The organism is Mesorhizobium sp. ESP-6-2 (assembly GCF_020164675.1).
Taxonomy (GTDB): Bacteria; Pseudomonadota; Alphaproteobacteria; order Rhizobiales; family Rhizobiaceae; genus Mesorhizobium.
In genome coordinates, this window is the sequence record NZ_JAIUGT010000012.1 from 179,463 (window position 1) to 203,149 (window position 23,687).

At 62.6% G+C, this 23,687-nt stretch carries 25 protein-coding genes; 20 read left to right on the forward strand and 5 right to left on the reverse strand.

Features of this window, described 5'->3' with window-relative positions; genetic code table 11:
- Positions 1-91 precede the first annotated feature (91 nt).
- The 11 genes from LB532_RS26920 to LB532_RS26975 all read left to right on the forward strand — a co-directional run bounded on the left by LB532_RS26920 (position 92) and on the right by LB532_RS26975 (position 9,840).
- On the forward strand, positions 92-1,195 hold the full coding sequence (locus LB532_RS26920) for an inositol-3-phosphate synthase (RefSeq protein ID WP_140638363.1): 1,104 nt from the start codon (positions 92-94) through the stop codon (positions 1,193-1,195).
- Entirely contained in the window at positions 1,192-1,788 is a 597-nt protein-coding gene (locus tag LB532_RS26925) for a histidine phosphatase family protein (RefSeq protein WP_140638362.1), read from the forward strand. Before LB532_RS26920 ends, LB532_RS26925 begins: the two co-directional genes overlap by 4 nt.
- Before the next feature lie 14 nt (positions 1,789-1,802).
- Complete coding sequence (locus tag LB532_RS26930) at positions 1,803-2,903, forward strand: glycosyltransferase (RefSeq protein ID WP_140638361.1); 1,101 nt, start codon at positions 1,803-1,805, stop codon at positions 2,901-2,903.
- A complete protein-coding gene (locus tag LB532_RS26935; protein WP_140638360.1) occupies positions 2,903-3,706 on the forward strand; it encodes a sugar phosphate nucleotidyltransferase in 804 nt (267 codons plus the stop codon). Before LB532_RS26930 ends, LB532_RS26935 begins: the two co-directional genes overlap by 1 nt.
- Positions 3,707-3,708: 2 nt before the next feature.
- Complete coding sequence (locus LB532_RS26940) at positions 3,709-4,470, forward strand: TIGR04290 family methyltransferase (RefSeq protein WP_224557446.1); 762 nt, start codon at positions 3,709-3,711, stop codon at positions 4,468-4,470.
- A complete protein-coding gene (locus LB532_RS26945) occupies positions 4,463-5,389 on the forward strand; it encodes a beta-xylosidase (protein ID WP_140638358.1) in 927 nt (308 codons plus the stop codon). Before LB532_RS26940 ends, LB532_RS26945 begins: the two co-directional genes overlap by 8 nt.
- 7 nt (positions 5,390-5,396) lie before the next feature.
- Positions 5,397-6,233 (forward strand): PIG-L deacetylase family protein, encoded by an 837-nt coding sequence (locus LB532_RS26950; protein WP_140638357.1) that lies wholly within the window; start codon positions 5,397-5,399, stop codon positions 6,231-6,233.
- Positions 6,234-6,241: 8 nt separating this feature from the next.
- The gene (locus LB532_RS26955) at positions 6,242-7,294 is read left to right on the forward strand and encodes a glycosyltransferase family 4 protein (protein ID WP_224557444.1); all 1,053 of its coding nucleotides are present in this window, start codon (positions 6,242-6,244) and stop codon (positions 7,292-7,294) included.
- Between the two features lie 8 nt (positions 7,295-7,302).
- On the forward strand, positions 7,303-8,283 hold the full coding sequence (locus LB532_RS26960; RefSeq protein ID WP_140638355.1) for a GNAT family N-acetyltransferase: 981 nt from the start codon (positions 7,303-7,305) through the stop codon (positions 8,281-8,283).
- A gap of 4 nt (positions 8,284-8,287) precedes the next feature.
- Positions 8,288-9,502 carry a class I SAM-dependent methyltransferase gene (locus LB532_RS30430; protein WP_411908901.1) on the forward strand — a complete coding sequence of 405 codons (1,215 nt, stop codon included), beginning with the start codon at positions 8,288-8,290 and terminating at the stop codon, positions 9,500-9,502.
- A 185-nt stretch (positions 9,503-9,687) separates the two neighbouring features.
- Complete coding sequence (locus LB532_RS26975) at positions 9,688-9,840, forward strand: hypothetical protein (RefSeq protein WP_181172636.1); 153 nt, start codon at positions 9,688-9,690, stop codon at positions 9,838-9,840.
- On the opposite strand, the gene LB532_RS26980 is transcribed toward LB532_RS26975, so the two are convergent.
- Positions 9,841-10,404 carry a sigma-70 family RNA polymerase sigma factor gene (locus LB532_RS26980; RefSeq protein WP_140553532.1) on the reverse strand — a complete coding sequence of 188 codons (564 nt, stop codon included), beginning with the start codon at positions 10,402-10,404 and terminating at the stop codon, positions 9,841-9,843.
- Positions 10,405-10,705: 301 nt separating this feature from the next.
- On the opposite strand from LB532_RS26980, the gene LB532_RS26985 reads away from it, so the two are divergent.
- A complete protein-coding gene (locus LB532_RS26985; RefSeq protein WP_140638354.1) occupies positions 10,706-12,817 on the forward strand; it encodes a catalase in 2,112 nt (703 codons plus the stop codon).
- Between the two features lie 70 nt (positions 12,818-12,887).
- Here the strand turns inward: LB532_RS26985 and LB532_RS30435 are convergent, their stop codons facing one another.
- The 3 genes from LB532_RS30435 to LB532_RS27000 all read right to left on the reverse strand — a co-directional run bounded on the left by LB532_RS30435 (position 12,888) and on the right by LB532_RS27000 (position 15,577).
- On the reverse strand, positions 12,888-13,376 hold the full coding sequence (locus tag LB532_RS30435) for a hypothetical protein (protein ID WP_140638353.1): 489 nt from the start codon (positions 13,374-13,376) through the stop codon (positions 12,888-12,890).
- Between the two features lie 86 nt (positions 13,377-13,462).
- Complete coding sequence (locus tag LB532_RS26995) at positions 13,463-14,758, reverse strand: Nramp family divalent metal transporter (protein WP_140638352.1); 1,296 nt, start codon at positions 14,756-14,758, stop codon at positions 13,463-13,465.
- Between the two features lie 507 nt (positions 14,759-15,265).
- Positions 15,266-15,577, reverse strand: a complete 312-nt coding sequence (locus LB532_RS27000) for a hypothetical protein (protein ID WP_181169286.1) — start codon at positions 15,575-15,577, stop codon at positions 15,266-15,268.
- 209 nt (positions 15,578-15,786) lie between these two features.
- Between LB532_RS27000 and coxB the strand changes: the two genes are divergently transcribed.
- From coxB to LB532_RS27025, 5 genes are all read left to right on the forward strand, one after another.
- Positions 15,787-16,914 (forward strand): cytochrome c oxidase subunit II, encoded by a 1,128-nt coding sequence (coxB, locus tag LB532_RS27005; protein ID WP_140638351.1) that lies wholly within the window; start codon positions 15,787-15,789, stop codon positions 16,912-16,914.
- Positions 16,911-18,854: a cytochrome c oxidase subunit I gene (gene ctaD / locus LB532_RS27010; protein ID WP_140638350.1), complete on the forward strand. Its 1,944-nt coding sequence runs from the start codon at positions 16,911-16,913 to the stop codon at positions 18,852-18,854. Before coxB ends, ctaD begins: the two co-directional genes overlap by 4 nt.
- A complete protein-coding gene (locus tag LB532_RS27015; protein ID WP_140638349.1) occupies positions 18,851-19,453 on the forward strand; it encodes a heme-copper oxidase subunit III in 603 nt (200 codons plus the stop codon). The genes ctaD and LB532_RS27015 overlap by 4 nt, the downstream gene beginning before the upstream one ends.
- A 1-nt stretch (position 19,454) precedes the next feature.
- Positions 19,455-19,796, forward strand: coding sequence for a hypothetical protein (locus LB532_RS27020; protein ID WP_140638348.1), 342 nt, complete (start codon positions 19,455-19,457; stop codon positions 19,794-19,796).
- Between the two features lie 107 nt (positions 19,797-19,903).
- Positions 19,904-21,274, forward strand: coding sequence for a c-type cytochrome (locus LB532_RS27025; RefSeq protein ID WP_140638347.1), 1,371 nt, complete (start codon positions 19,904-19,906; stop codon positions 21,272-21,274).
- 58 nt (positions 21,275-21,332) lie between these two features.
- Here LB532_RS27025 and LB532_RS27030 read toward each other — a convergent pair whose 3' ends face one another.
- On the reverse strand, positions 21,333-22,271 hold the full coding sequence (locus tag LB532_RS27030; protein ID WP_140638346.1) for a LysR family transcriptional regulator: 939 nt from the start codon (positions 22,269-22,271) through the stop codon (positions 21,333-21,335).
- A gap of 125 nt (positions 22,272-22,396) precedes the next feature.
- Between LB532_RS27030 and LB532_RS27035 the strand changes: the two genes are divergently transcribed.
- Genes LB532_RS27035 through LB532_RS27045 form a run of 3 tightly spaced genes read left to right on the forward strand, consistent with a single transcriptional unit; the run spans position 22,397 to position 23,686 of the window.
- Positions 22,397-22,609 carry a tautomerase family protein gene (locus LB532_RS27035; RefSeq protein WP_140638345.1) on the forward strand — a complete coding sequence of 71 codons (213 nt, stop codon included), beginning with the start codon at positions 22,397-22,399 and terminating at the stop codon, positions 22,607-22,609.
- 30 nt (positions 22,610-22,639) lie between these two features.
- Positions 22,640-23,380, forward strand: coding sequence for an SDR family oxidoreductase (locus tag LB532_RS27040; protein WP_140638344.1), 741 nt, complete (start codon positions 22,640-22,642; stop codon positions 23,378-23,380).
- 60 nt (positions 23,381-23,440) lie between these two features.
- Complete coding sequence (locus LB532_RS27045; RefSeq protein WP_210239866.1) at positions 23,441-23,686, forward strand: hypothetical protein; 246 nt, start codon at positions 23,441-23,443, stop codon at positions 23,684-23,686.
- The last annotated feature ends 1 nt before the right edge of the window (position 23,687 follow it).

Genomic DNA, 23,687 nt, shown 5'->3' on the forward strand with positions numbered 1-23,687 from the left:
CGCGCAATTTTTCCACATGCCAAGGAACATTCCGGCAAGCTGGCGGTTCGGCCCCAGGAACTTACCTTGGACAGCACAGGACGGCAGTTTCGTGGGATCGAAGAAAGTTCGTGTCGGTATCGTCGGCGTAGGCAATTGCGCATCCTCCCTGGTGCAAGGCCTTTCCTATTACCGAGATGCAAAAGGCAACGAGCCGATCCCCGGGCTGATGCATGCCGATCTCGGCGGCTACCACGTCGAGGATATCGAGGTCGTCTGTGCGTTCGACGTCGCCAAGGGCAAGGTCGGGCGCGACGTGGCCGAAGCGATCTACAGCGCCCCGAACAACACGTTCCGTTTTGCCGATGCGGTTGCAACCGGGGTTCGCGTCGAGCGTGGCCCCACGTTGGACGGCATCGGCAAATATCTGCGCACGGAAATCGAGGAAGCGCCGGAGCCGGTTGCCAATGTCAGCGAAATCCTGCGGGACAGCGGCGCCGATGTGCTGGTCTCGTACCTGCCGGTGGGGTCGGAGGAAGCGACGCGCTTCTATGCCGAATGCGCCCTCGAGGCCGGCTGCGCCTTCGTCAACTGCATACCGGTTTTCATCGCGTCACGGCCCGAATGGCGCCTGCGTTTCGAGGAACGCGGGCTGCCGCTGGTCGGAGACGACATCAAGAGCCAGGTCGGCGCGACCATCGTGCATCGGTTGCTGGCCAATCTCTTCCGCGAGCGCGGCGTCCGCATCGACCGCACCTATCAGTTGAATTTCGGCGGCAACACCGATTTCCTCAACATGCTGGAACGCGAGCGGCTAGAATCGAAGAAGATCTCGAAGACGCAATCCGTGACCAGCCAGTTCGATGTTCCCTTGGAGCCTGGCAACATTCATGTCGGCCCCAGTGACCATGTGCCATGGCTCACCGATCGCAAATGGGCCTACATCCGGGTTGAAGGCACGACCTTCGGTGGAGTGCCGCTCAACGCCGAACTCAAGCTGGAAGTCTGGGATTCGCCCAATTCGGCCGGCGTGGTCATCGACGCCGTGCGCTGCGCCAAGCTGGCGCTTGACCGCGGCATCGCGGGCGCGCTGACCGGTCCGTGCAGCTATTTCATGAAGTCTCCGCCTGAGCAGTTCACCGATGCCGAAGCTCGGCAACGCACGCTAGCATTCATCACCGGCAGGGACGAGCCCATGCTCGATGCCGCGGAATGACGACGACCTTCTTCCTGATCCGGCACGCGGCACACGACAATGTCGGCTCCTATCTGGCCGGACGGATGGGCGGAGTTCGCCTTGGCGAATCCGGCAGGGACCAGGCGGCGCATCTTGGCCGCCGCATGGGCCGCGAGTCGATTGCCGCTATCTGGTGCAGCCCACGCGAGCGCACGCTGGAAACCGCGAAGCCGATCGCGGCTGCCTGTAATGTCGGCGAAATCGCGATCTGCGCCGAACTCGACGAGATCGACTTCGGCATCTGGTCGGGAAAGACGTTCGAGGAGCTAAACGGCGATGCCGGCTGGCAGGCGTGGAACAGTCGGCGGCAGGAAGCAAGCACCCCAAGCGGCGAAACCATGCTGGACGTCCAACAGCGTATCGTCTCGCTCATGGACAAGGCTCGAGAGCGGCATCAGAACCAATGCGTCGCGCTGGTCAGCCATGCCGACGTGATCAAGGCAGCGATCTGCAATGTGCTCGGCCTGCCCGTCGGCAACAGTTTTCGCTTCGATATCGACCCCGCCTCCATCACCACGATCGTATCTGGAGACTGGGGAGCAAAGCTCCTCCGCCTGAACGAACTTGCCTGACGAGGACTTGCCGGATGCAGATGGTCATTTTCGGTCTCACCGTCACGTCCTCATGGGGAAACGGTCACGCCACCTTGTGGCGCGGGCTGATCCGGGCGCTGGCCCGGCACGGCTGGTCCATCACCTTTTTCGAGCGCGACACCCCTTACTATGCCGGTGCGAGGGACCTCGATCAGTTGGACGGCGGCAACGTCGTGCTCTACCCGGACTGGGAGGATATCCGAAGGGTCGCGGAGCAGACGATCAAGCAATCGGACGTCGTCATCATTACCTCCTACTGCCCCGACGCCGTGGACGCTTCACGCCTGGCGCGGCAGGCATGCCGCGGGCTGCGTGTTTTTTACGACTTGGACACTCCGGTCACGCTGGCGCGCGTCGATCAAGGTGAACGCCCACCCTATTTCGGGCCCGAGGGCCTTGCCGATTTCGATCTCGTCCTGAGTTACACGGGCGGCTCGGCGATCGACGCGCTCAAGACGGTCCTCGGTGCACGCCACGTGGTGCCGCTCTATGGCCATGTCGATCCCGACCAGCACCGGCCGGCAGTACCTAGGCCGGAATTTGCGGGCGATCTGTCCTATCTCGGCACCTATGCGGCGGATCGCCAGGCCGGCGTAGAAAAGCTGTTGGTCCGCCCGGCCGCGCGCCTGCCTGACCACCGCTTCATCATCGGCGGTGCGCAATATCCGCAGGAATTCCCGTGGAGCGACAACATCTTCTTCGTCAGGCACCTTCCGCCGGCCGACCATCCGGCCTTCTTTTCATCGTCCCGCCTGACGCTGAATGTGACGCGCGAGGCGATGGCACAGAAGGGTTGGTGTCCGTCGGGCCGGCTGTTCGAAGCGGCGGCATGCGGCGTACCGATCATCACCGACACCTGGCCGGGCCTCAGCAGCTTCTTCAAACCCGGCAGCGAGATTCTGCTGGCGCACGACACGGACGACGTGGTCGCAGCGCTCAAACTGCCAGCGCACGAGCTCGATGCCATCCGAAGCCGTGCGCGTGAACGGGTACTGGACGAACACACGTCCGCACGGCGCGCGGCGGAGCTGGATCGCATCCTGAACGAAGCCTTGCAAAGGTCGGCCGGCGAACCGATGAAGGAAGCAGTCTGATGTTGGGCATCGTGCCCGCTGCCGGACGCGGCAGCCGCATTCAACCGCTCGGCTTCTCGAAGGAACTGCTGCCGGTCGGGAGCCGGATCGATGGACAGACGGAGCGCCCCTGCGCCGTAAGCGAATATCTGGTGCGGCGGATGGTGCGCGCCGGCGTCGACAAGATCTGTTTCATCATCGGATCGGGCAAATCCGATATCCTCGAATATTATGCCGCGGGCTACGGCGCGGCGACCGCTCTGTTCGTGGTACAGCCCACACCTGTCGGCCTTTGCGACGCGATCTTCCGAGCGGCACCCCTCGTCGCACCGGACGAGACGGTGTTGATCGGCCTTCCCGATACGATCTGGTTTCCCGAGGACGGCTTCTGCCGTCTGCCGGACGACCAGCTGTCATTCCTGCTCTTCCCGGTGGAGCGGCCGGAATTCTTCGATGCCGTGGTTCTCGGCGAGGACGGCCGGGTGCGGGAAATCCAGGTCAAGCGAGAGGACGCCGCCACGAACTGGATATGGGGCGCCTTCAAGATGCCGGGCCATGTCCTGCACCGGCTAGCGGCACTCTGGCGCGAGCGGGATTGCCATGACGAATATATCGGCACGTTGATCAACGCCCATCTGGCAGCGGGCGGTCAGGCCTATGGTGTCAAGGCAGGGGCCGCCTATGTCGACGTCGGGACCTTCAACGGCTATCGCGCGGCCCTTCGGCTGCTCGACGAAGATGCCGCGTCCAAACAGCACCGGCCCACCATGATCGCGTCCAAGGCACATTCGCATGTGCCTGCCGTTCCGGGCGAAGGAGCCTAGCCATGCTGCATTCCCATGCTGAAATTCGACGCCGTATCGATGCCCTTGGCCCATGGTTCCACAATATGGAGCTGGCAGGCGTCGAAACCGCTCCCGACCACTTTCTCGGCAATTACCCGCTGGTCAAGTGGCGCAAGTTCGCCGACGCCATCCCCGCCGACCTGGCCGGCAAGTCCGTGCTCGATATCGGCTGCAATGCCGGTTTCTACTCCATCGAAATGAAACGGCGCGGCGCCGGTCGTGTCCTCGGCATCGATTTCGACGAGGCCTATCTGGCACAGGCGCGCTTTGCCGCCGAGATCGCGGACTGCGACATCGAGTTCCAGAAGCTTTCAGTCTACGACGTCGGTGCCCTGCGCGAGACATTCGACATCGTGCTTTTCATGGGTGTGCTCTACCACCTGCGCCACCCCCTGCTCGCGCTCGACCTGATCCGCGAGCATGTCGCGGGTGAGCTGATGATTTTTCAGTCGATGCAGCGCGGCAGCAAGGATCTGCCCGCGCTGGAGCAGGACTATCACTTCTGGACGCACGACCTGTTCGACGAGCCGGATTTTCCGAAACTTCATTTCATCGAACATCGCTACGCCGACGATCCGACCAATTGGTGGATCCCCAACCGCGCCTGCACCGAAGCGATGCTGCGCAGCGCCGGTTTCGAGATCTTTCTTCATCCCGAGCAGGAGGTCTATTTCTGCCGTCCCGCCGGCGACCCGGCCGGCGGCGGCGCCGTCTACCCATCGAAAGGACAGCTCCATGATTGAAGCCGCGATGATCTGGAACGAGCCCAACAACAAATCGCACTGGGACCCCGAGCTCGACCCCGATTGGAGCCGCTTCGCCGCCATGGCAATGTTGTCGGCAGATGCGATCGCGTCCGAGAATCCGGCCCTGACCAAGGTACTCGGCGGCATCTCGCCGATCGACCCCGGTTTCATAACGCGCATGAAGGAATTCGGATTGCTGGACCATGTCGACGCAGTCGCCGTGCATGGCTTCCCGCTCGACTGGAACCTGTGGCAGATCCAGGAATGGCCGCAGAAGATCGGTGAGATCGCGGCCGTCACCGATCTCCCGATCTGGGTCAGCGAAGTCGGCGTATCGACCTTCGGCGCCGACGAGATCCAGGTCTGGGGCCTCAGGCGCACCGCTGAGCTGCTGCTCGGCAACGCTCCGCGCATCCAGTGGTACAGCCTTTATGATCTCCCGCGCGAATGGGAAGCAACGACGCGCCATCGCGAAGCGGAAGGCTCCTCCTACTATCGTCATTTCCATATGGGGCTGCTGCGCCAGGACGGCACGCCAAAACCGGCACTGGAGGAATTCCTGCGCCGTACGCCCGAGATGGGGCTGGTGCAGTGGTTTCATTTCGAGGACCCGCGACTGGACGACGCCGTCGCCTGGATGAAGCGGCTCGGGGTCACCAATATGCGGACCGGACTTTCCTGGGCCGACAGCTTCAGGCCGAATGCATTGAACTGGTTCGATCGACAAATGGAAGCGCTCGCCGATTTCGACGTGACCGTCACCTTCTGCTTCACGCCGGAGCATCGCGGGATGATGCCTCACCACACCAGTCCGCCGCTGGTGCCGGAGGAATTCGCCGAATTCTGTGCAACCATGATCCGCCGCTACGCGCCCGGCGTGGCTTCCACGTCGAGGCGGCGGGCCTCGGCAGCGTGAGGCTCCCATGCATCAACCGTCGGCAACCCTGGGCGAATTCGCGGCCCTGTTGACGGGCAGTGACGCAGCACATGGCTCCGCCATCATGGTCGTCGTCGCGCATCCGGACGACGAGACGATCGGCATCGGCGGGCATCTTGCCGGACTGCGGTCATGCCGCATCGTCCATGTCACAGACGGAGCACCACGCGATCTTGCCGACGCGCAAGCGCATGGTTTCGAGACATGGCAGGGCTATGCCGATGCGCGCCGTGCGGAACTGACGGAAGCCTTGACCGCGGCCGGCATATCGCCATCGGGCCTGACCGCCCTTGGCTATCCCGACAAGGAGGCTGCGGCGAATCTCGTGGCGCTCGCGCAGGAACTCGCCTGCCTTGTTTGCGAACCCGACATCCGCTTCGTCTGCACACATCCTTTCGAGGGAGGCCATCCCGACCACGACGCGACCGCTTTTGCCGTTCACGCGGCCTGCCATCTTCTGCGCCGTGACCGCCGGCCCGTGCCCACCATCATCGAAATGGCCTTTTATTCGGCTGGCCCGGACGGCCCGGTATTTCAGGATTTCGCCAGCGGCACCGGCAGTGATTGCATAGAGGTCTGCCTGACCGAAGCGGCCTTTCAGCAAAAGCAGCGCATGCTGGCCAGCCACCTGACGCAGCAGCGAACGCTGGCGCCGTTTTCCACCCGCACCGAGCGCTTCCGACTGGCGCCGACCTATGATTTCCTGAAGCTGCCCAACGATGGCAGGCTCTACTATGAATCGCTGCCGCTGGGTTTCGAGCCCGGCACCTGGCTGCATGCGAGCGCCCGTGCTCACGAGGCGCTCCGGCTCGACCAGCCATGACGCTCACAGTGCTCAATGTTGCCTATCCTCTCGCGCCGGTGGGACCGAACGCCGTTGGCGGCGCCGAGCAGGTGCTGTCAATGCTCGATCAGGCGCTGACCCACGCCGGCCATCGGTCCATTGTCATCGGCTGCCAGGGTTCCAGTGCAAGCGGCATTTTGGTGGAAACGCCCGCCGAAGCCGGCGTGCTCGACCAGGCGGCGAAAAACCGGGCGCAGCAGTCCCATCGCGCCGCGATCGCCGCCGCCCGCACCCGATGGCCGATCGACCTGGTTCATCTCCATGGCATCGACTTCGACGCCTACCTGCCTGCCGACGGTCCGACCCTGGTGACCCTTCACCTGCCGCTCGACTGGTACCCGGCCGGGGTACTGCGCCCGACACGCGACGACCTCTGGCTTCACGCCGTCTCGTCGGCCCAGCAGAGAACCGCGCCGCCGGATGCAAGCTTGATTACCCCGATCCCGAATGGTGTCGATATCGACGCGCTGAACCAGCCGCGGCCCAGGGGCGGCTTCGCCCTCGTGCTCAGCCGCATCTGCCCGGAAAAGGGCATACACCTGGCATTGGATGCGGCTAAGCGGGCTGATGTGCCGCTGGTCATCGGCGGGCGGGTCTATCCGTACGAAACGCATATCCAATACTTTCGCGATGAAGTCGAACCTCGCCTTGATCGCCGGCGCCGCTTCCTCGGCCCGCTCGGCTTCACCGCCAAGCGGCGCCTGCTCAATGCAGCACGCTGCCTGGTCGTTCCGAGCCTCGCCGCCGAGACCAGTTCGCTGGTCGCGATGGAAGCACTCGCGTGCGGCACACCGGTGATCGCCCTTCCAAGCGGTGCGCTTCCCGATGTGGTCGAGCACGGCAAGACCGGCTTTATCGTCAACAATGTCGACGAGATGGCGCAAGCAATTCTCGCGGCACCCGGCCTCGATGCCGAGACGTGCCGAAGCGAGGCGCGTCGGCGGTTTTCGCTGGAGCGCATGGTCTCATCCTACATGAGCGCCTATCTGGCGCTGGCCCGGCTCGGCGCCGACCGCAGGCGCTTCGCCGCGGCACGGTGAACGAGCCGATGCTGCGCAGCGAGATCATCGGCGAGCCAGAGCAATTGCATGCGCTGATGCCGCATTGGTGGAAACTGTGGGAGCAGAGTTCGTCGGCGACGCCCTTTCAATGTCCCGCCTGGCTGCTGCCGTGGTGGCACACATTCGCTCCGGGGGAACTGGCGACGGTCGCCATCTGGCGCTGCGACGATCTGGTGGGCCTGGCACCGCTCTATCTCGAACATGGCACGGCAGGGTCGAAACTGCTTCCGATCGGCATTTCACTCAGCGACTATCTGGACGTGCTTTGTGTGCCCGGCAGCGAAGCCCAGGTCGCCGCTGCCCTTGCCGAGAAGATACTCTCGATCGAGTGGTCGCAGTGGATCCTGCCGGATCTGCCGCAGGGCAGTGCCGGTCTCGCGATCGAACATCCCGAATTGGAGGCCGCTGGACCGGTCGGGCATGCCGTTTGTCCCGTGCTCACCACCGACGGCGACGAAACGCTGGCGGGCTGCGTCCCCGCCCGGCGCAGACGCCAGTTACGCCGGGCGCGGCGCGCCGCATTTAGGCGCGGCCGGGTCGTGTTGTCGCCGGCAAGGGATGATCCTCAGCTGTTCCTCGATCACCTGATAGGCCTGCACGGCGCGCGCTGGGCTGGAAACGGAGGCGGTGTGCTGGCCGACCCGGCGGTGGAGCGATTCCACAGGCGCTCACTTCCCCTGCTCGACGCCCGCGATCTGACCCGCTGCTGGTTGCTCGCGATCGACGGCAAGCCAATCGGCGCCTATTACGGATTTCACCATCGCGGCCGTGCCTATGCCTATCTTGGCGGCTTTGATCCTGCCTATGCGGAGGAAAGTCCAGGCGCGATCCTGGTTGGCCACGCAATTGCCGAATCGATCCGCGAAAGTGCGCGCGAGTTCGACTTCCTGCGCGGCCGGGAGCCTTACAAATATGGCTGGGGCGCTGGCGACAGGTGGACGATGCGAAGGACTTGGACGCGGAAATGAGCCCATGGGTTCGATGGTACCAACATCCGTGCGCCGCCGGATAGCGGTCAGGCTGGCGGTCGAGGACTGTATGGCGGACGCTGTCAGCGCCGAGGCCGTGATCGCCAGGCTGGCGCTGCATCTCCAGCCAGGCATCGGGGCAGTCGAATTGGCGGAGATCGTGGCGGAGATCGATTCGGTCGATTCCCGAGACAGGGAAAGGCTCCAGCAGATAGCCGGGCTGCTTCGCCGCGGATCGGAGGTTTTTGCCACGTTGCAGAAAACGGGTTCCGCCGTTCGTCACGAACGCGACGACGACGAGACGGATGCAGATGTCGTCACGCGGCTGGCCTCGGGCTTTGACGCCGCGGCAGCGATTTCCCGGGTGGCGAGTGTCCAGCTGGCTTCTCTCGGCGATGAGGAAAGGCTAGCCGCCACGACCGACGAAATAGTCGCATGGTTGGAAGCGCAAGACTTCACCGGAGCTGGACGAAAGATTCTGGACATCGGTTGCGGCATCGGGCGTTTCGAGCGCGCCCTGTCGGCATCCTGTGGCCGGGTCGTCGGCATAGACATATCGTCGAGGATGATCTCCATCGCCCGTGAGCAATGCGCAGCGCTTGGCAATGTAGAGCTGCGGCGAACCTCGGGCCTCGATCTGGCGGAGTTCGGTGACGCGAGTTTCGACTGCGTTCTGGCGGTCGACAGTTTCCCCTATCTGGTGCTGGCCGGCGTGGCAGAGCGGCATTTCGGCGAAATCGCGCGCGTCCTCAAAAGACCGGGCAGGCTGGCCTTGCTGAATTACTCATATCGCGAATCAATGTTTTTGGACCGCGCCGATATCCATCGCCTGGCGCAACGTCACGGATTGCGGATCGTCATCGATAGCGAAAAGCCGTTTCGGCTGTGGGACGGCGACGCCTTCCTGCTTGCCGGCGTGACGGAACATTACCAGCCAATGCCAGTTCGGGCCTCGAACACAGAGACGCTGAAGAGCGCCGCCAATTCAATGGAGGACAGCATGGCATCCGGCAGCAAGAAACATGTCGGCAGCGGCAGCCACGACAAAGGTGCCGACTCCGGAGCAATGACCGAACTGGCCAAGGACAAGATCGAAGAAAACGCGGTTTTGTCGAACAGGGACAAGAAGCAGCACAGCGAGGAACGCGGCCTGGATGGCAATCAGATCAAGTCCGATCAATATCAGGATCACGCCGCAAATCGATTGCCGAAGGACTGAAAGGCGCCGCGCTGCATCCGCGACTCTCGGCAATCGAGAATAGAAGAAAAAACCTGTGCAAGGGCTACCTGGCAACGGTCTCTGCGCCGGCCATCTGCTTGTAATGCCCGGCGCTTGTCATCACAGTAGGATGAAGGACTGCCATCCATCCAGAGAATACGATGTCCCGTTCGAGCGATGATACCATGGACCCGCGCGCAGGCATGGCGATGGATCAGGAGATTGCCTCTCTGCTGATCGCCATCGAACAGGAAAAGGTTCCCGATCGCCTGACCAGACTGGCGATCGAACTGCAAAACGCGCTCGTCGCGAAACGCCGGCGCGACGTAAAGAACTGACTATCTGCGGCTGTCGGCATCGATATCGAACTGTCCATTCGACAGATGATTTCGTCTTTCCACCAGCGTCTGCAGCGAACTCTCCCCCAGGAACTCAAGGACGGCGGCGCGGGCACGATTGAGCCGGCTTTTGACCGTCCCCACCGCACAACCACATATCTCGGCCGTTTCCTCATAGCTGACACCAAGAACGCCGATCAGCATCAGCACCTCGCGTTGGTGCTCAGGGAGCCTCTGGATGGCGCCGTGAACTTCCTTGCTCTGAACTGTCCATTCCTGGGTGGCTTCCGAAATCGGCCTCGAGGACGCGCAGTCGAGCAGGCCAGGCGCTTCCCTGGCAGCGACCTTGATGCGAGTGTAGTAGGTGTTGCGCATGATGGTGAAGAGCCACGACTTCATGCGCGTGCCGGGTTCGAACTTGTCGATGTTGGCGAGCCCCTTCGTCAGCGTCTCCTGCACCAGATCGTCGGCATCGTCGGGGATGCGGCAGAAGGTGCGCGCGAAAGCCCGCAGCGCGGGTATCAGGTCAACGATGGAAACTTCATGGGTTTCCTGGTCGGCCAAAACATAGCCTTCGCCTGACAATGGTCCAGCTCCCAGAAAGAAGTATGAATGCAGACCCCAGCTAAATGCATGGACGTTTGTATCGTTCCGGGCGTTGAAGATAACTCTCCAGAAAATTCTGCACTGCCAGGATGCCGGCCGAACGATCCTGCTGTGCCTGCGCCCCCTGGCGCGCGTGCACCGGCGTGCCCGCGCTGGCTTCGGGTAGGGCGGCGCGCCGTTTGTGCGGGAACAAAGCCCTGCGCCAGCAGTTCGGCGCCTTGAGCCAAGTCAGCCCGCGGGCGTCAATCGAGGAAAAATCATGGCCAAATCCGCACACCGTTCAGCTCCCAAATCGGCGAGCGTGCACGATCAGAATGCCGCGCGGGGAAATGGCGGCGAATTGCACCAGATCGCGGGAGCCGAAACGCCTGCTCTTACGACCTCCCTGGGAACTCCTGTCTCCGACGACCAGAACACATTGCGGATCGGCGAGCGCGGACCGTCTTTGATCGAGGACTCCCACTTTCGGGACAAGATCTTCCACTTCGATCACGAACGCATCCCGGAAAGGGTGGTGCATGCCCGCGGTTACGGCGCTCATGGCTATTTCGAGACCTATGAATCGCTGGCCAAATACACGCGTGCAGACATTTTCCAGCGCGCTGGCGAAAAGACGCCAGCCTTCGTGCGGTTCTCGACCGTTGCCGGCAACAAGGGCTCGTTCGATCTCGCCCGAGACGTACGCGGCTTTGCCGTCAAGCTCTACACCAAGGAAGGCAATTGGGACCTCGTCGGCAACAACATTCCCGTCTTCTTCATCCAGGACGCCATCAAATTTCCGGACCTCATCCATGCCGCCAAGCAGGAGCCCGACCGGGCTTTCCCGCAGGCCCAGACCGCACATGACAATTTCTGGGATTTCATCAGCCTGATGCCGGAATCGATGCACATGGTCATGTGGATCATGTCGGATCGAGCGATACCGCGCTCCTTCCGTTTCATGCAAGGCTTTGGCGTCCATACGTTCCGCCTCGTCAATGCCGACGACGAATCCACATTCGTCAAATTCATCTGGAAGCCGAAACTCGGCATGCAGTCGGTGATCTGGAACGAAGCGGTCAAGATCAATGGTGCCGATCCCGACTTCCACCGCCGCGACCTGTGGGAAGCGATCCAATCAGGAAACTTCCCGGAATGGGAGCTGACGGTGCAATTGTTCGACCAGGATTTTGCCGACAGCTTCGACTTCGACATCTTGGACGCCACGAAGATCATCCCTGAAGAGATCATCGAGCCAATCCCGGTCGGGCGGCTGGTGCTCGACCGCATGCCGGACAATTTCTTCGCCGAGACCGAGCAGGTCGCATTCATGACCCAGAACGTGCCGCCCGGGATCGACTTCTCCAACGACCCGCTTCTGCAGGGCCGCAACTTCTCCTATCTCGACACCCAGTTGAAGCGGCTGGGCAGCCCGAACTTCACCCATATTCCGATCAACGCTCCGAAATGCCCCTTCGCACATTTTCAGCAGGACGGGCACATGGCCATGCACAACCCGGTCGGCCGCGCCAACTATGAGCCGAATTCGTGGGGATCGGGTCCCCGCGAGGATCCGCAACGCGGCTTCCGCTCTTTTGCCGACGCCGAAGAGGGGCAGAAGGTGCGCCTGCGGGCGGAGAGCTTCGCCGACCACTACAGCCAGGCGCGGCAATTCTTCAACAGCCAGACAGCGCCGGAGCAACGCCATATCGCCATGGCGCTGACATTCGAATTGAGCAAGGTGCAGGCACCGGCGATCCGCGAACGCATGGTGGCGCATCTGCTGAACATAGACGAAACGCTGGCGACTCAAGTCGCCGACAAGCTTGGCATTCGAAACATGCCCGACCCCGCCGAGGCCGCCGTCCCGCCGCGCGACGACCTGCCGCCGTCTCCGGCTCTCAGCATTATCGAGAACGGCCCCGACAGTTTCAAAGGCCGCAAGGTCGGCGTGTTGCTGAGCGACGGGGCCGACACGGCGCTTTTCGAACAAATCCGCTCGGCCATCGAAACGGAAGGCGCGGTCATGGAGGTAATCGCACCCAAGGTAGGCGGCGTCGAGGCCGCCGACGGCACCCACATCGAAGCCAGGCACATGATCGACGGCGGTCCATCGGTCCTGTTCGACGCCGTGGTACTGCTCCTGTCCGAACCGGACGCCGAGTTGCTGGTGAAGGAGGCAGCCGCGAAGGACTTCGTGTCGGATGCCTTCGCACATTGCAAGTTCATCGGCTTCACACCGGGAGCCGAGCCGCTGCTGGCCAAGGCAGGCGTCGCCGCCGATGCCGATGAGGGATTGATGCGGCTGGACTCCGCAGCCTCCGCCAAGGCATTCGTGCAGGCTTGCCGCAAGCTGCGACTGTGGGCCCGGGAAGCGGCCGTCAAGCTGTGACGCGATCGACCCCACACGGATTCCCCGTCCGTGAGCGGCGGTTCGGCCAGCCGGATTCCAGTGGTGCGGGTTATGGGCGGTGTTGCTCCTTGGCCTCCCGCTGTTTTCTCAGCACTTCGTCGGTTCCGACCAGCTTCTTGGCTCCGCCTGGAATGGAGGTGGACACCACCGCTGGCGGGTCGCTTGCGGGAAAGGAATCTTCCAGACCGGCCTGCAGCTGATCCTCCAGCGTTTGCGGCTCTTCCGAGCGGCCGGGGGTTCTGCGGTCCTCTATCTTTTCCAGCGGTTGCTTCTTATCCGGCGATTCGTTCACGTCCCTGATCCAGCCATAAAGCTGTTCGATCGCGAATTCCTTGATCGCCTCGAAATCGGCCCGATCGTCCTTGGTCGCCTCGATCTGATCGACCATGGCTTTCTCGAACCGGGCAAGGCTATCATCCCCGCAGGCCCGGGAAAGACGCAACAATGCCTCATGCAGCATCATCGGGGCGAAACGAGCCGAAGCCTCGAGTCTCAGTTGCTCTAAATGCTCTTGAGTGGCGGCTTGGAACTTTGACATGGACAGCCCTTTCTCTCATACGAACTTCAACGAGAGTTGACCGTGGATGTTCCACTGGGCCTGAACGTCCTTTCCGCGCCGGCGAACTACATGAACCAGGTCGCCACCAGTCCCGCGGACGCCGCAAAGACCGCTATGGTCGTCACGCCGCCCAGAATGTTGGTGGCCCTGCTGTTGACCTTGTCGCCCATGATCTTGCGATTGTTGGTCATGATGAGCATGAGAAGCAGCAGAGGTGGCGTTGAAAAACCCTGCACGATGCCGGACCAGACCAAGGCTTTCATCGGGTTGAAGCCAAAGAAATTGAGACCCACCGCCACCAGGGTGATCACTCCCGTGGCGATGTAGAATTTGGGCGCGTGTCGGGGCTTGGCGTTCAAGCCATTCTTCCATCCCATGGCCTGCGCGAAATCGAAAGCGGCGCCCGCCGTCATGACCGGCACCGCCAGGAAGCCGACGCCGATCACCCCGGCCGCAAAGAGAATTCCCGCCGCGTCACCGGCAAGCGGCCGCAGCGCTTCGGCCGCCTGCGCCGCCGTTTCGATCTGGGTCTGCCCTGCCTCGTACAGCGTCGATCCGGTAGAAAGGATGATGAAATACATGATCAGATTGGAAAAGATCATGCCGATCAGGATATCGCGCCGGGACCGGCGGAGTTCACCCTCGGTGGCTCCCTTGCGCTCTTCGAGGCTCGTTCTGCCCTTGGCGATCTCCTCCTCCACCTCCTGGTTGGACTGCCAGGTGTAGAGATAGGCGGACAGCGTCGTGCCGACGATGGCGACGATGATGGACAGATATTCGCGGCTGAACTCGATTTTCGGCAGCAAGGTGCCGCGCAGCACAGAGACCACGTCCGGCTTGGCGAGCACGGCGGAGACCACGTAGGCAAGCAGGGCCAGCGCCAACCATCGGAATATGTTGCGGATCAGCTTGTAGGATCCGAACACCTGCAAGGCAAAAATGATCATCGCAACAACAATGACGACCAAGTTCGAAGGCAGCGGAACGAACAGCACGACAGCCGCCGACATCGCGCCAAGATCGGCGGCTGCCTCGATCGTGTTGCCGATCAGCACGCCCACCAGCACGGACCACAGCAGCCAACGCGGATAGAAATCGGAAATGACCTTGAAAAGACCGCGGCCCGAGACTTGGCCAAGTTTGGACGAGAGATAGACGACGATGTACATCATCGGGAGAGTGACGGGAGCCGTCCACAAAAGGTCGGGCCCGAACCGGGCTCCGGCACTCGCATAGGTGCCAATGGCCGAGCAGTCGTCGTCGGCCGCCCCGGTGATCAGTCCGAGCCCGAGCGCCCGGGTGATGCCGCCGTTTTTTCGCTGCCTCTCGCTTTGGTCGGCATTGTCAGCTGGTCCACTCATTGGAGAGGCGTGTCCAACGAGGCCACACAGGAGAAATTCATGTCGATTGTTCCGACCAAGTGCCGTTTCTGAGATTGAGGCTGGAACCCCCGTTCAGGCTTTTTGTTCCTGTGGAAGCCAACCGCCTAATGGAACGTAGCGCCCGGCTTGCCCGTTGATGCCGCTGAAGCCGCATCGGCTTGAACATCGACATGATATGCCCCGGGGCCGACGAGGAGAGCGACGTTCGCGGAAGGTGCCGGCGATGAGCCTCACCGCGCTCTTTTCGACCTCCATCTGCTATGGCAATGGCGCCCCTGCCGCTGGTTGGACGCTGGCTCTTCCATCACCTTACCGCTCGCGGGGATCGTGGCGCCATGGCGTGGGCGCCGTCTATGGTGGGGCCGCGCTGCTCATGGCGGCTCTCTGGATTCGGGAAAGCGGAAAGCGGCAGGCGCGGCACGACCTGCGTGCCGTCTGATAGCCGAGAAAAACAGAAAGTCGACCCTGGGCGATCTACTGGTGCTGTCAGGCCGAGCCTCGTCCAGGCAATTGCGTCTGTTCGCTGACCTGCTCCCGCAGTTTCTCACGCGCGCGTTCCACCTGGGCCTGGTCGGTGGATTGCGAGGCGCTACGCCCCGACCGATCCAGCCTGTCCAACTCGCGCTCGACCGTTTGGCGAGAACCCTCCGCCGGATCCTCTTCCGGATGGCTGTCCGTAGCCTGTTCCTGCCGCGTCTCTTCCCTGCCTCGGCGGTCGTTGCGCGTCGCGTCCTGGCTGCGATTGTCCTTGCCTGCGACGCTTCGATGTCCGCCGGCCGTTTTGTCTGTGTTGCTCATGGCTAGTTCCTAAACTTTCGCGGCGCGGACCCGTCCGATGCGCGTCCCGCGCCTTTGCCTGAAGAAACGGGCATATCCGCCATTTGGTTGCGCTCCCGGCGCGCAAGCCTCGGCCCGGCGCCAATCGCAGCGCAGAAAAGCCGGCCACCGTTGCCAAGCATCCTTTTACAGCGATCCGCGTTATCGCCTTCATCGATGGTGGATTTTACATGGCAAGATGCACGGGCCCGTCATCCGCTCCCGGCAACGGCGGCGATCATCGGTTGCGTCCGCCTTTGCACGTCCAGCTCGAACCGCGTCCGGCAATCGTCTTCCTAGGCATCCTGAAACGGGCCGGCCCCGCGTCTACATTGGTGTCGACGGTCCTGAGCGGGTGCAGCGGCTGGCAATCCGCGCTCCACGCACATGGTGCGAATGCCCGTGCGATTCTCGATCTCATCTGGTCCTTTGGCGCGGTGGCGACCATCACCTGGCTGCTCGTCATGCTGGCCCTGGCAATGGCGCTCTTCCATCAGCGCCGGGCACAAGCAGCACCCCCGCCGCTGGTCATCGACAGCCATCAGGAGCACAGGTTTGGCCGCGCGGTCGGAAGCGCCGTCGCGGCGACCGTGCTGGTTCTCTCCGCGCTGACGATAACGAGCTTCTTCGCAGGCAAATCCATTGCCTCGCTGGGCGGAAAGGAGACGCTCACCGTCCGCATCACAGGGCATCAATGGTGGTGGGAGATACGCTATCCCAACGATGATCGGTCGCGGACGATTGTCACGGCGAACGAAATCCACGTTCCCGTCGGCGAGCCAGTCAAGGTCGAGCTCGATTCGATCGATGTCATTCACAGCTTCTGGGTGCCAAGTCTCGCCGGCAAACGGGACCTCATTCCGGGCCGGCCAAGCGAGATCACCCTCATTGCCGACAGGCCCGGTATCTATCGCGGCCAGTGCGCCGAGTTCTGCGGCTACCAGCATGCCCACATGGCCATCATCGTCGTCGCGGAAAGCCGCGAAGCGTTCGAGGCATGGCGGTCCAGGCAAGACGCCGCCGCCATCGCGCCTGCCAGCGAGGAGGAACGCCGCGGCCAGCAGGCTTTTCTTTCCACCGGTTGCGCGCTCTGCCACACGATCAGGGGCACGCCGGCCAAGGGAACGGTCGGGCCCGACCTTACCCATCTCGCAAACCGGCGTGCATTGGCCGCCGACACGCTGGCCATGGCGCCCGGCGCACTTGCCGCGTGGATCGCCGATCCGCAATCTCTAAAGCCCGGCGCGAAGATGCCGCGCATTGCTCTCAGCGCCGACGATCTTCATGCGGTCGTCGCCTATCTTGGAAGCCTTGAATGAGTGGCGTTGCCGGGAAGACGGCCGGGCAAAGACAGGAAGCGGCCCTGAAAGGCATCCGCGACATCGGCCTCGACGAGGCAAGACTGCACGAGTGTCTGGCGCATGCCTGGCGGACGCCGAAAGGCCTCTATGGCTGGCTGGTCACGGTCGACCACAAGCTGATCGGACGGCGCTATATGGTGACGGCCTTCCTGTTCCTCGCCCTTGCCGGCCTGTCGGCACTTGCCATGCGGTTCCAGCTTGCCACGCCGGAGGCACGCCATATCGGCCCCGATCTCTACAACCAGCTCTTCACCATGCATGGCACGACGATGATGTTCCTGTTCGCCGTACCGGTCATGGAAGCGTTCGCCATCTACCTGGTGCCGCTGATGATCGGCACCCGAAACGTCGCCTTCCCGCGGCTCAACGCCTTCAGCTACTGGGTCTATCTCTCAGGCGGTTTGATGATCTGGATCGCCTTCGCTTTCGACACGGGCGCGGATGCCGGCTGGTTTTCCTACGTGCCGCTCGCCGGACCTGAATATGGGATCGGCAAGCGTCCCGATTTCTGGGCGCAGATGGTGACCTACACCGAAGTGTCCGCACTCGCGGTCGCCGTCGAGATCATCGCGACTGTGTTCAAGCAGCGCGCCCCTGGCATGTCGCTCGATCGCATCCCGCTCTATGTCTGGTCGGTCCTTGTCATGGCTTTCATCATATTGTTCGCCATGCCCGCCGTGATGGTGTCGAGCACGATGCTGATCCTCGACCGGCTGGTCGGCACCAGGTTCTTTGATCCGGCGGCCGGGGGCGATGCACTGCTCTGGCAGCACCTGTTCTGGTTCTTCGGCCACCCGGAGGTCTATATCATCTTCATTCCCGCGACCGGCTTCGTCTCGGCAATCCTGCCGACCTTCGTGCGCCGTCCGGTCTTCGGCTATCTCGGCATCGTGCTGTCGCTGATTGCGATCGGCTTTCTTTCCTTCGGTCTGTGGGTGCATCATATGTTCGCCACGGGCCTGCCGCAGCTCGGCGAGAGCTTCTTCACCGCCTCCTCGATGATGATCGCCATTCCGAGCGGCATCCAGATCTTCTGCTGGACCGCGACGATCTGGGGCGGCCGGCCGATTTTTGCCACGCCGCTGCTTTTCGTGCTCGGCTTCATCTTCACCTTCGTGATCGGCGGGCTGACCGGGGTCATGGTCGCCTCGGTGCCGCTCGACCTGCAGGTGCACGATACCTATTTCGTCGTAGCGCATTTCCACTATGTGCTGGTCGGGGGCGCCGTATTCCCCCTGCTCGGCGCCGTCTATTACTGGTTTCCCAAGATCACTGGCCGCATGCTGTCCGAGAGGCTCGGCCGCTGGAATTTCTGGCTTGTCTTCATCGGCTTCAATCTCACCTTCTTCCCGATGCACATCCTTGGCCTGCAAGGCATGCCGCGGCGCGTCTACACCTATCCGCCGGCGAGCGGCTGGGGCGGCACGAACCTGTTCATCAGCATCTCGTCGCTGGTGGTGTTCGCCGGCTTCGCGCTTTTTGTCCTGAACGTGCTGCTCAGCCTTCGCAACGGTCGCATCGCGGGAGACAATCCCTGGGGGGCGAGCACACTGGAATGGGCAACGACGTCGCCGCCGCCTTCCTACGATTTTTCGCGCCTGCCGGTGGTGACCCATCGCGAGCCGCTCTGGGCCGAAGCAGACATACTCCCGGTCGTCGAGGGCCTGCGCGTCGACGCGCGCGAGGTGCTTGCCGGCACGGTCGCCGATGCGGTGCCGCAGCTGCGGGTGCCATCGGCCGACAATTCGATCTGGCCGCTGCTCTCGGCCATTGCCGTGGGCGGCGCGTTTCTGGGCTCGATATACACGCCATGGGCGGTGGTCTGGGGCGCGATACCGGTCTCGATCGGCTTTATCTGCTGGTTCTGGCCGAAAGGCGAGCCGGAGGACGAAGAATGAGACACCGGCCAACCGTCGACGTCAGCCGCCTGCCCACCTATGATTTTGGATCGGCGAGCCCGATCTGGTGGGGAACGGTGGCCTTCATCGCCCTTGAAGCGACCGGTTTTGCCCTGGCGATCGGCACCTATTTCTACCTGGCTGTGCAGGCGCGGCATTGGCCGATCGGAGCGCCAGCACCCGATCTCCTGCCGGGCACGGCAATATTGGTCATTCTGCTTGCCAGCGCCGTTCCCAACCGTCTGATCGATCTTTGGGCGCGGCGGCAGGACCTTGTGAAGGTGCGCATCGGCATCGTGGTCATGTCGATCGCCGGAATTCTTCCCCTGATCGTGCGCATCTGGGAATTTCCTGCGCTCCGGATCTCCTGGGACCAGAATGCCTACGGGTCGATCGTCTGGTTCCTGCTCGGCCTGCACACGACACACCTCCTCACCGATGTCGGGGACACGATCGTGCTCGCCGTTCTCATGTTCACCAAGAAAGGCAACACCGGACGCCACTTCAGCGACGTGTCGGACAATGCCTTCTACTGGGACTTCGTGGTCGTCTCATGGGTCGTGCTCTATCTCGTAATCTACTGGGTCCCGAGGATGTAACATGCAGGCGATCCGCACGGGCGTTTCCTGGGCAGGCCTGGTCACCGGACCAACAGCGTGGGCGGTATCGCTGCAGCTCGACTATTCAATCGCATACTGGCAATGCAGCGCCGGGTTTCGGCCCACTGTTCTGTTCTCGCTGACAGGCGCCGCCGTCGCGGCGCTGGGCGTCCTGTGGTCATGGCGCGCCGTTCGTGATCCAAGGCACGGCACGAGCCCGCCCCTAAAGGCGCGCACGCGCGCGTTTCTGGCCAGGACTTCGGTAGGTATCGGGGCCCTGTTCACGCTCGTCATGCTGGCGCAAATGGCGGCCGGATTGATCTTCAGCGGATGCGAACTGTGACTGTGCAGCGGAGCCGACGAGCGGTCATCCGCCATGGGCAGCGTTTGCGGTGGCCTGCTGCGAGCGTTCCGTTCCTCGCCGTTCTCCTACGTGTAGTCGCGACCGTCATGGCGTCGCTGGCGCCTGGCACGCCGCTGCGGGCGAACGAGATCCAGAAAGGCGAATATCTTGCCCGAGCCGCCGATTGCGTCGGCTGCCACACGTCCAATCCGAGCCGGCCTTTCGCCGGAGGCTATCGGGTGCCAACGCCGTTCGGCGATGTCTATTCCACCAACATCACACCGGACCCCGACACAGGCATCGGGCGCTATTCCGCCGACGAATTCGTGCGAGCCGTGCAGAAAGGCGTCAGACGCGACGGGGCCGATCTCTATCCCGCCATGCCATATGACAGCTTCGCCGGGATGAACCGCGAGGACGTGCTCGCGATTCGAGCGTACCTCCTCACGAAGGCGCCGATTTCTCAGCCGCGGCCGCCAAACATCCTGCCCTTTCCATTCAACCAGCGCTGGACGCTCCGGTTGTGGAAACTTGCCAACTTCCACGCCGGCGGCTTCGGGCCAAATCCAAGCAGAACCGCCGCGTGGAACAGGGGCGCCTACCTGGTGGAGGTGCTCGGCCACTGTGGCGCCTGCCACACGCCGAGGAATACGACTTTCGGCATGGATGAAGACCGCAAGCTTGCCGGCGGCAGCGCCGGCATCTGGCAGGCGTTCAACATCAGCAGCGACAAGATCGCGGGCATAGGGGGCTGGAGCGATGAGGAGCTGTTTCGGTTTCTCAAGACCGGCGCCGTGCCTGGAAAGGCGTATGCGGGCGGTCCGATGGCGGAAACCGTCATGAACAGTCTGCAATATCTTTCGGACGACGATATTCGTGCCATCGTCGCCTATCTCAGGACCGTGCCCGCCCAATCGGGAGACGAGACGCGGCCGCGCTTCGCGTGGGCCAATCCGCCCGCAGCCGCCCGCGATGCCGGGACGAAAACCAGCGTGGAGGGCAGCGGGGTCGCGGTGGGCGACGATCTCTACCGGTCGCTCTGCTCGGGATGCCATGGCCTGAATGGAGACGGATCGGCGGATGGCACCTATCCATCACTGACCAACAACAGCACTCTCGGCGTAACCTCGCCTGAGAATGTCGTCATGACCATCCTTGAAGGCGTCAAGGCAGGCGGCGTCGCGGGCCGCAAATCGATGGCGGCCTTTGACGGCTGGCTGGACGACGGCCAGGTGGCGGCCCTTGCAAACTATGTGACCGCGCGCTTCGGAAACCCGCAAGTCAGCGTCACGGCAGCCGATGTGCGCCAGATGCGGGCAGGCTCGACGACAGAGCAGACGGTGCTGGTTCTGGCGGCCCAGGCGCTGGTGGCGGGCGGCATCGTATTTGCGCTTGGTCTGGCGCTTCTGCTCGCCAGACGCCTTCGCCTGAGAATGCACCAGAGGCATCTCACATTCATGCATAGAGACGGGCCATGAGACGGTGTGCCGAAGCGTGGCGTACCTGTTCCGCCTTTCCGTGCAACGATGAACTGCCTCAGCTTGATATCTCGACCGAGCCCTTCTGAGAGGAACGCCCGGCAGCGCCGCGAGGGGCGCGAAAGACGTCCGCCAGCCAATCGATGAACACCCTGATCCGCGAAGACAGATGGCGGCTCTGGGGATAGAGCACGGATACGGGTATCGCCGGGGGTGGAAAGGTTTCCAGTATCGGAACCAACTGTCCGGCGGCGATCTGATGTTCCACGCGATAGCGCGGGACCTGTATCAATCCGAGCCCGGCAACGCCGGAGGCCGTGTAGATTTCGGCGCCTCGGACGACGATATCGTAGGGTAGTGGAACCTCACTTGCCACACCGTCCTTCTCGAACTCCAGCGGGTATGGCTGCCCTGTCGCGGAGGCGGTATAGGCAACCATTCGATGGCCGCCGAGATCATCTGGTGTCGAAGGGACGCCGTGACGTTCGAGATAGGCTGGGCTCGCCAAGGTGAGTTGCTCGAATGCGGTGATGCGGCGACCGATCAGAGACGAGTCGGACAGTTCGCCGGCTCGCACGACGCAATCGACGCCTTCAGTGATGAGGTCGACCATCCGGTCGCCTTCGCTGAGGCTGAGCGAGATGCCGGGATAGCGCGTGATGAACTCGGGCAAGACGGGCATGACGAAAAACCGCGCGATGGTCCCCTGCATATCCACACGAAGCGGACCCTTGGGTTCGGCATTCCTGAAGACGCTCTCCACCTCATCCAGGTCCGCAAGGAGCCGGATGCAGCGCTCATGGTAGCGTGCGCCATCGAGCGTCGGCCTCACATTTCGGGTTGTCCGTTCGAGGAGCCGAACGCCGAGATCCGCTTCCAGACGCTGGATCGCATGCGTGGCGGTTGGGCGCGGAACCCGCAGGTCCCGCGCGGCCTGAGCAAAGCTCCCGCGCTCGACGATCCTGACGAAGAGCCGCATGATGTCGATGCGATCCATAACCATCTCGTAGTCGATTGTTATGGATTTTGAAATGGTGATGTTAAAATCGGCTTTCTAGTGCTTGTTTTAAAAACAGCTACCTTCACACCATTCAAGTCATCAGATCGACAGGAGTGAAGATCATGCCCTTCGTCAATTTCAAGGTCCCCGAAGCGGCGCTGAACCGGGCCCAGAAAGAAGAGATCGTCCATCGGGCCACGGCGATGCTCGTGGAATATTTCTCCGAGGCCGCTCGGCGGCACACCATGGTCCTGATCGAGGAGGTCAAGGACGGCGGTTACGCCCGCGCCGACGAGGTCTTCGTGATCCCGCAGGAATATCGAGCGAAAGATTGATGGCAGCAACACGTCAAAGGAACAACGACAATGATCACCTCAACGAACAAAGTTGCGATCGTCACCGGAGCGTCTCGCGGCATTGGAGCGGCCATCGCCCGCCGGCTGGCGAGCGACGGCCTCACGGTCGTCGTCAACTATGCAGGCAGCCCCGACGCGGCCGCCAAGCTGGTGGATGAAATCGAAAAGGCTGGTGGTCGAGCCACCTCCTTCCAGGCCGATGTCAGCGACCCGCAAGCTGTGAGACGGATGTTCGATTCCGCCGAAGCGGCCCATGGCGGCGTCGACGTGCTGGTGAACAATGCCGGCATCATGAAGCTCGCGCCGGTCGCTCAATTTGATGATGCGACCTTCGATCAGACCATCGCGATCAACCTCAAGGGCACGTTCAACGGCCTTCGCGAGGCGGCGAGGCGCCTGCGCGACGGCGGCCGCATCGTGAACTTCTCGACCAGCGTCGTCGGACTCTACCAGCCGACCTACGGCGTTTACGCGGCCACCAAGGCCGCGGTCGAAGCGCTCACCCACATCCTGGCGAAGGAGTTGGGATCCCGCGCCATCACGGTCAACGCGGTTGCGCCGGGGCCGGTGGCCACCGAGCTTTTTCTCGAAGGCAAAGATCAGGCTACGCTCGACCGCATCAAACAGATGAACCCGCTCGGCCGTCTGGGCGAGGTCGACGACATCGCGCGCGTCGTCTCCCTGCTGGTCGGGCCGGACAGCGGCTGGATCAACGGCCAGATCGTCCGCGCGAATGGCGGGGTCATCTGAGGAGCAGGATCATGAAGCCGTCATTCCCATCACTGGCGGATCGACCGGCCTCCCGCGCTGGTGCAGGCGGCCAAGACGCACCAAGACGTTTTTGCCGGTCTACCGGCCTATATCCATGAAGCAGTCCTGCGCGCGTATATCGGTGCCGCTGTGAAGCACGAATTGCGCGAAGAAGAGATGCGGCTTTATCTCCAGCCCTGGCTTACCGAGGAGGGTAAGGAGGCGTTCTGGCGCCAAGTGGCGCAGATGGACGACAAATACAGCGAGGAGATCGAAGGGGCCGTCCGCACTGGCCCGCTTTGGTAGT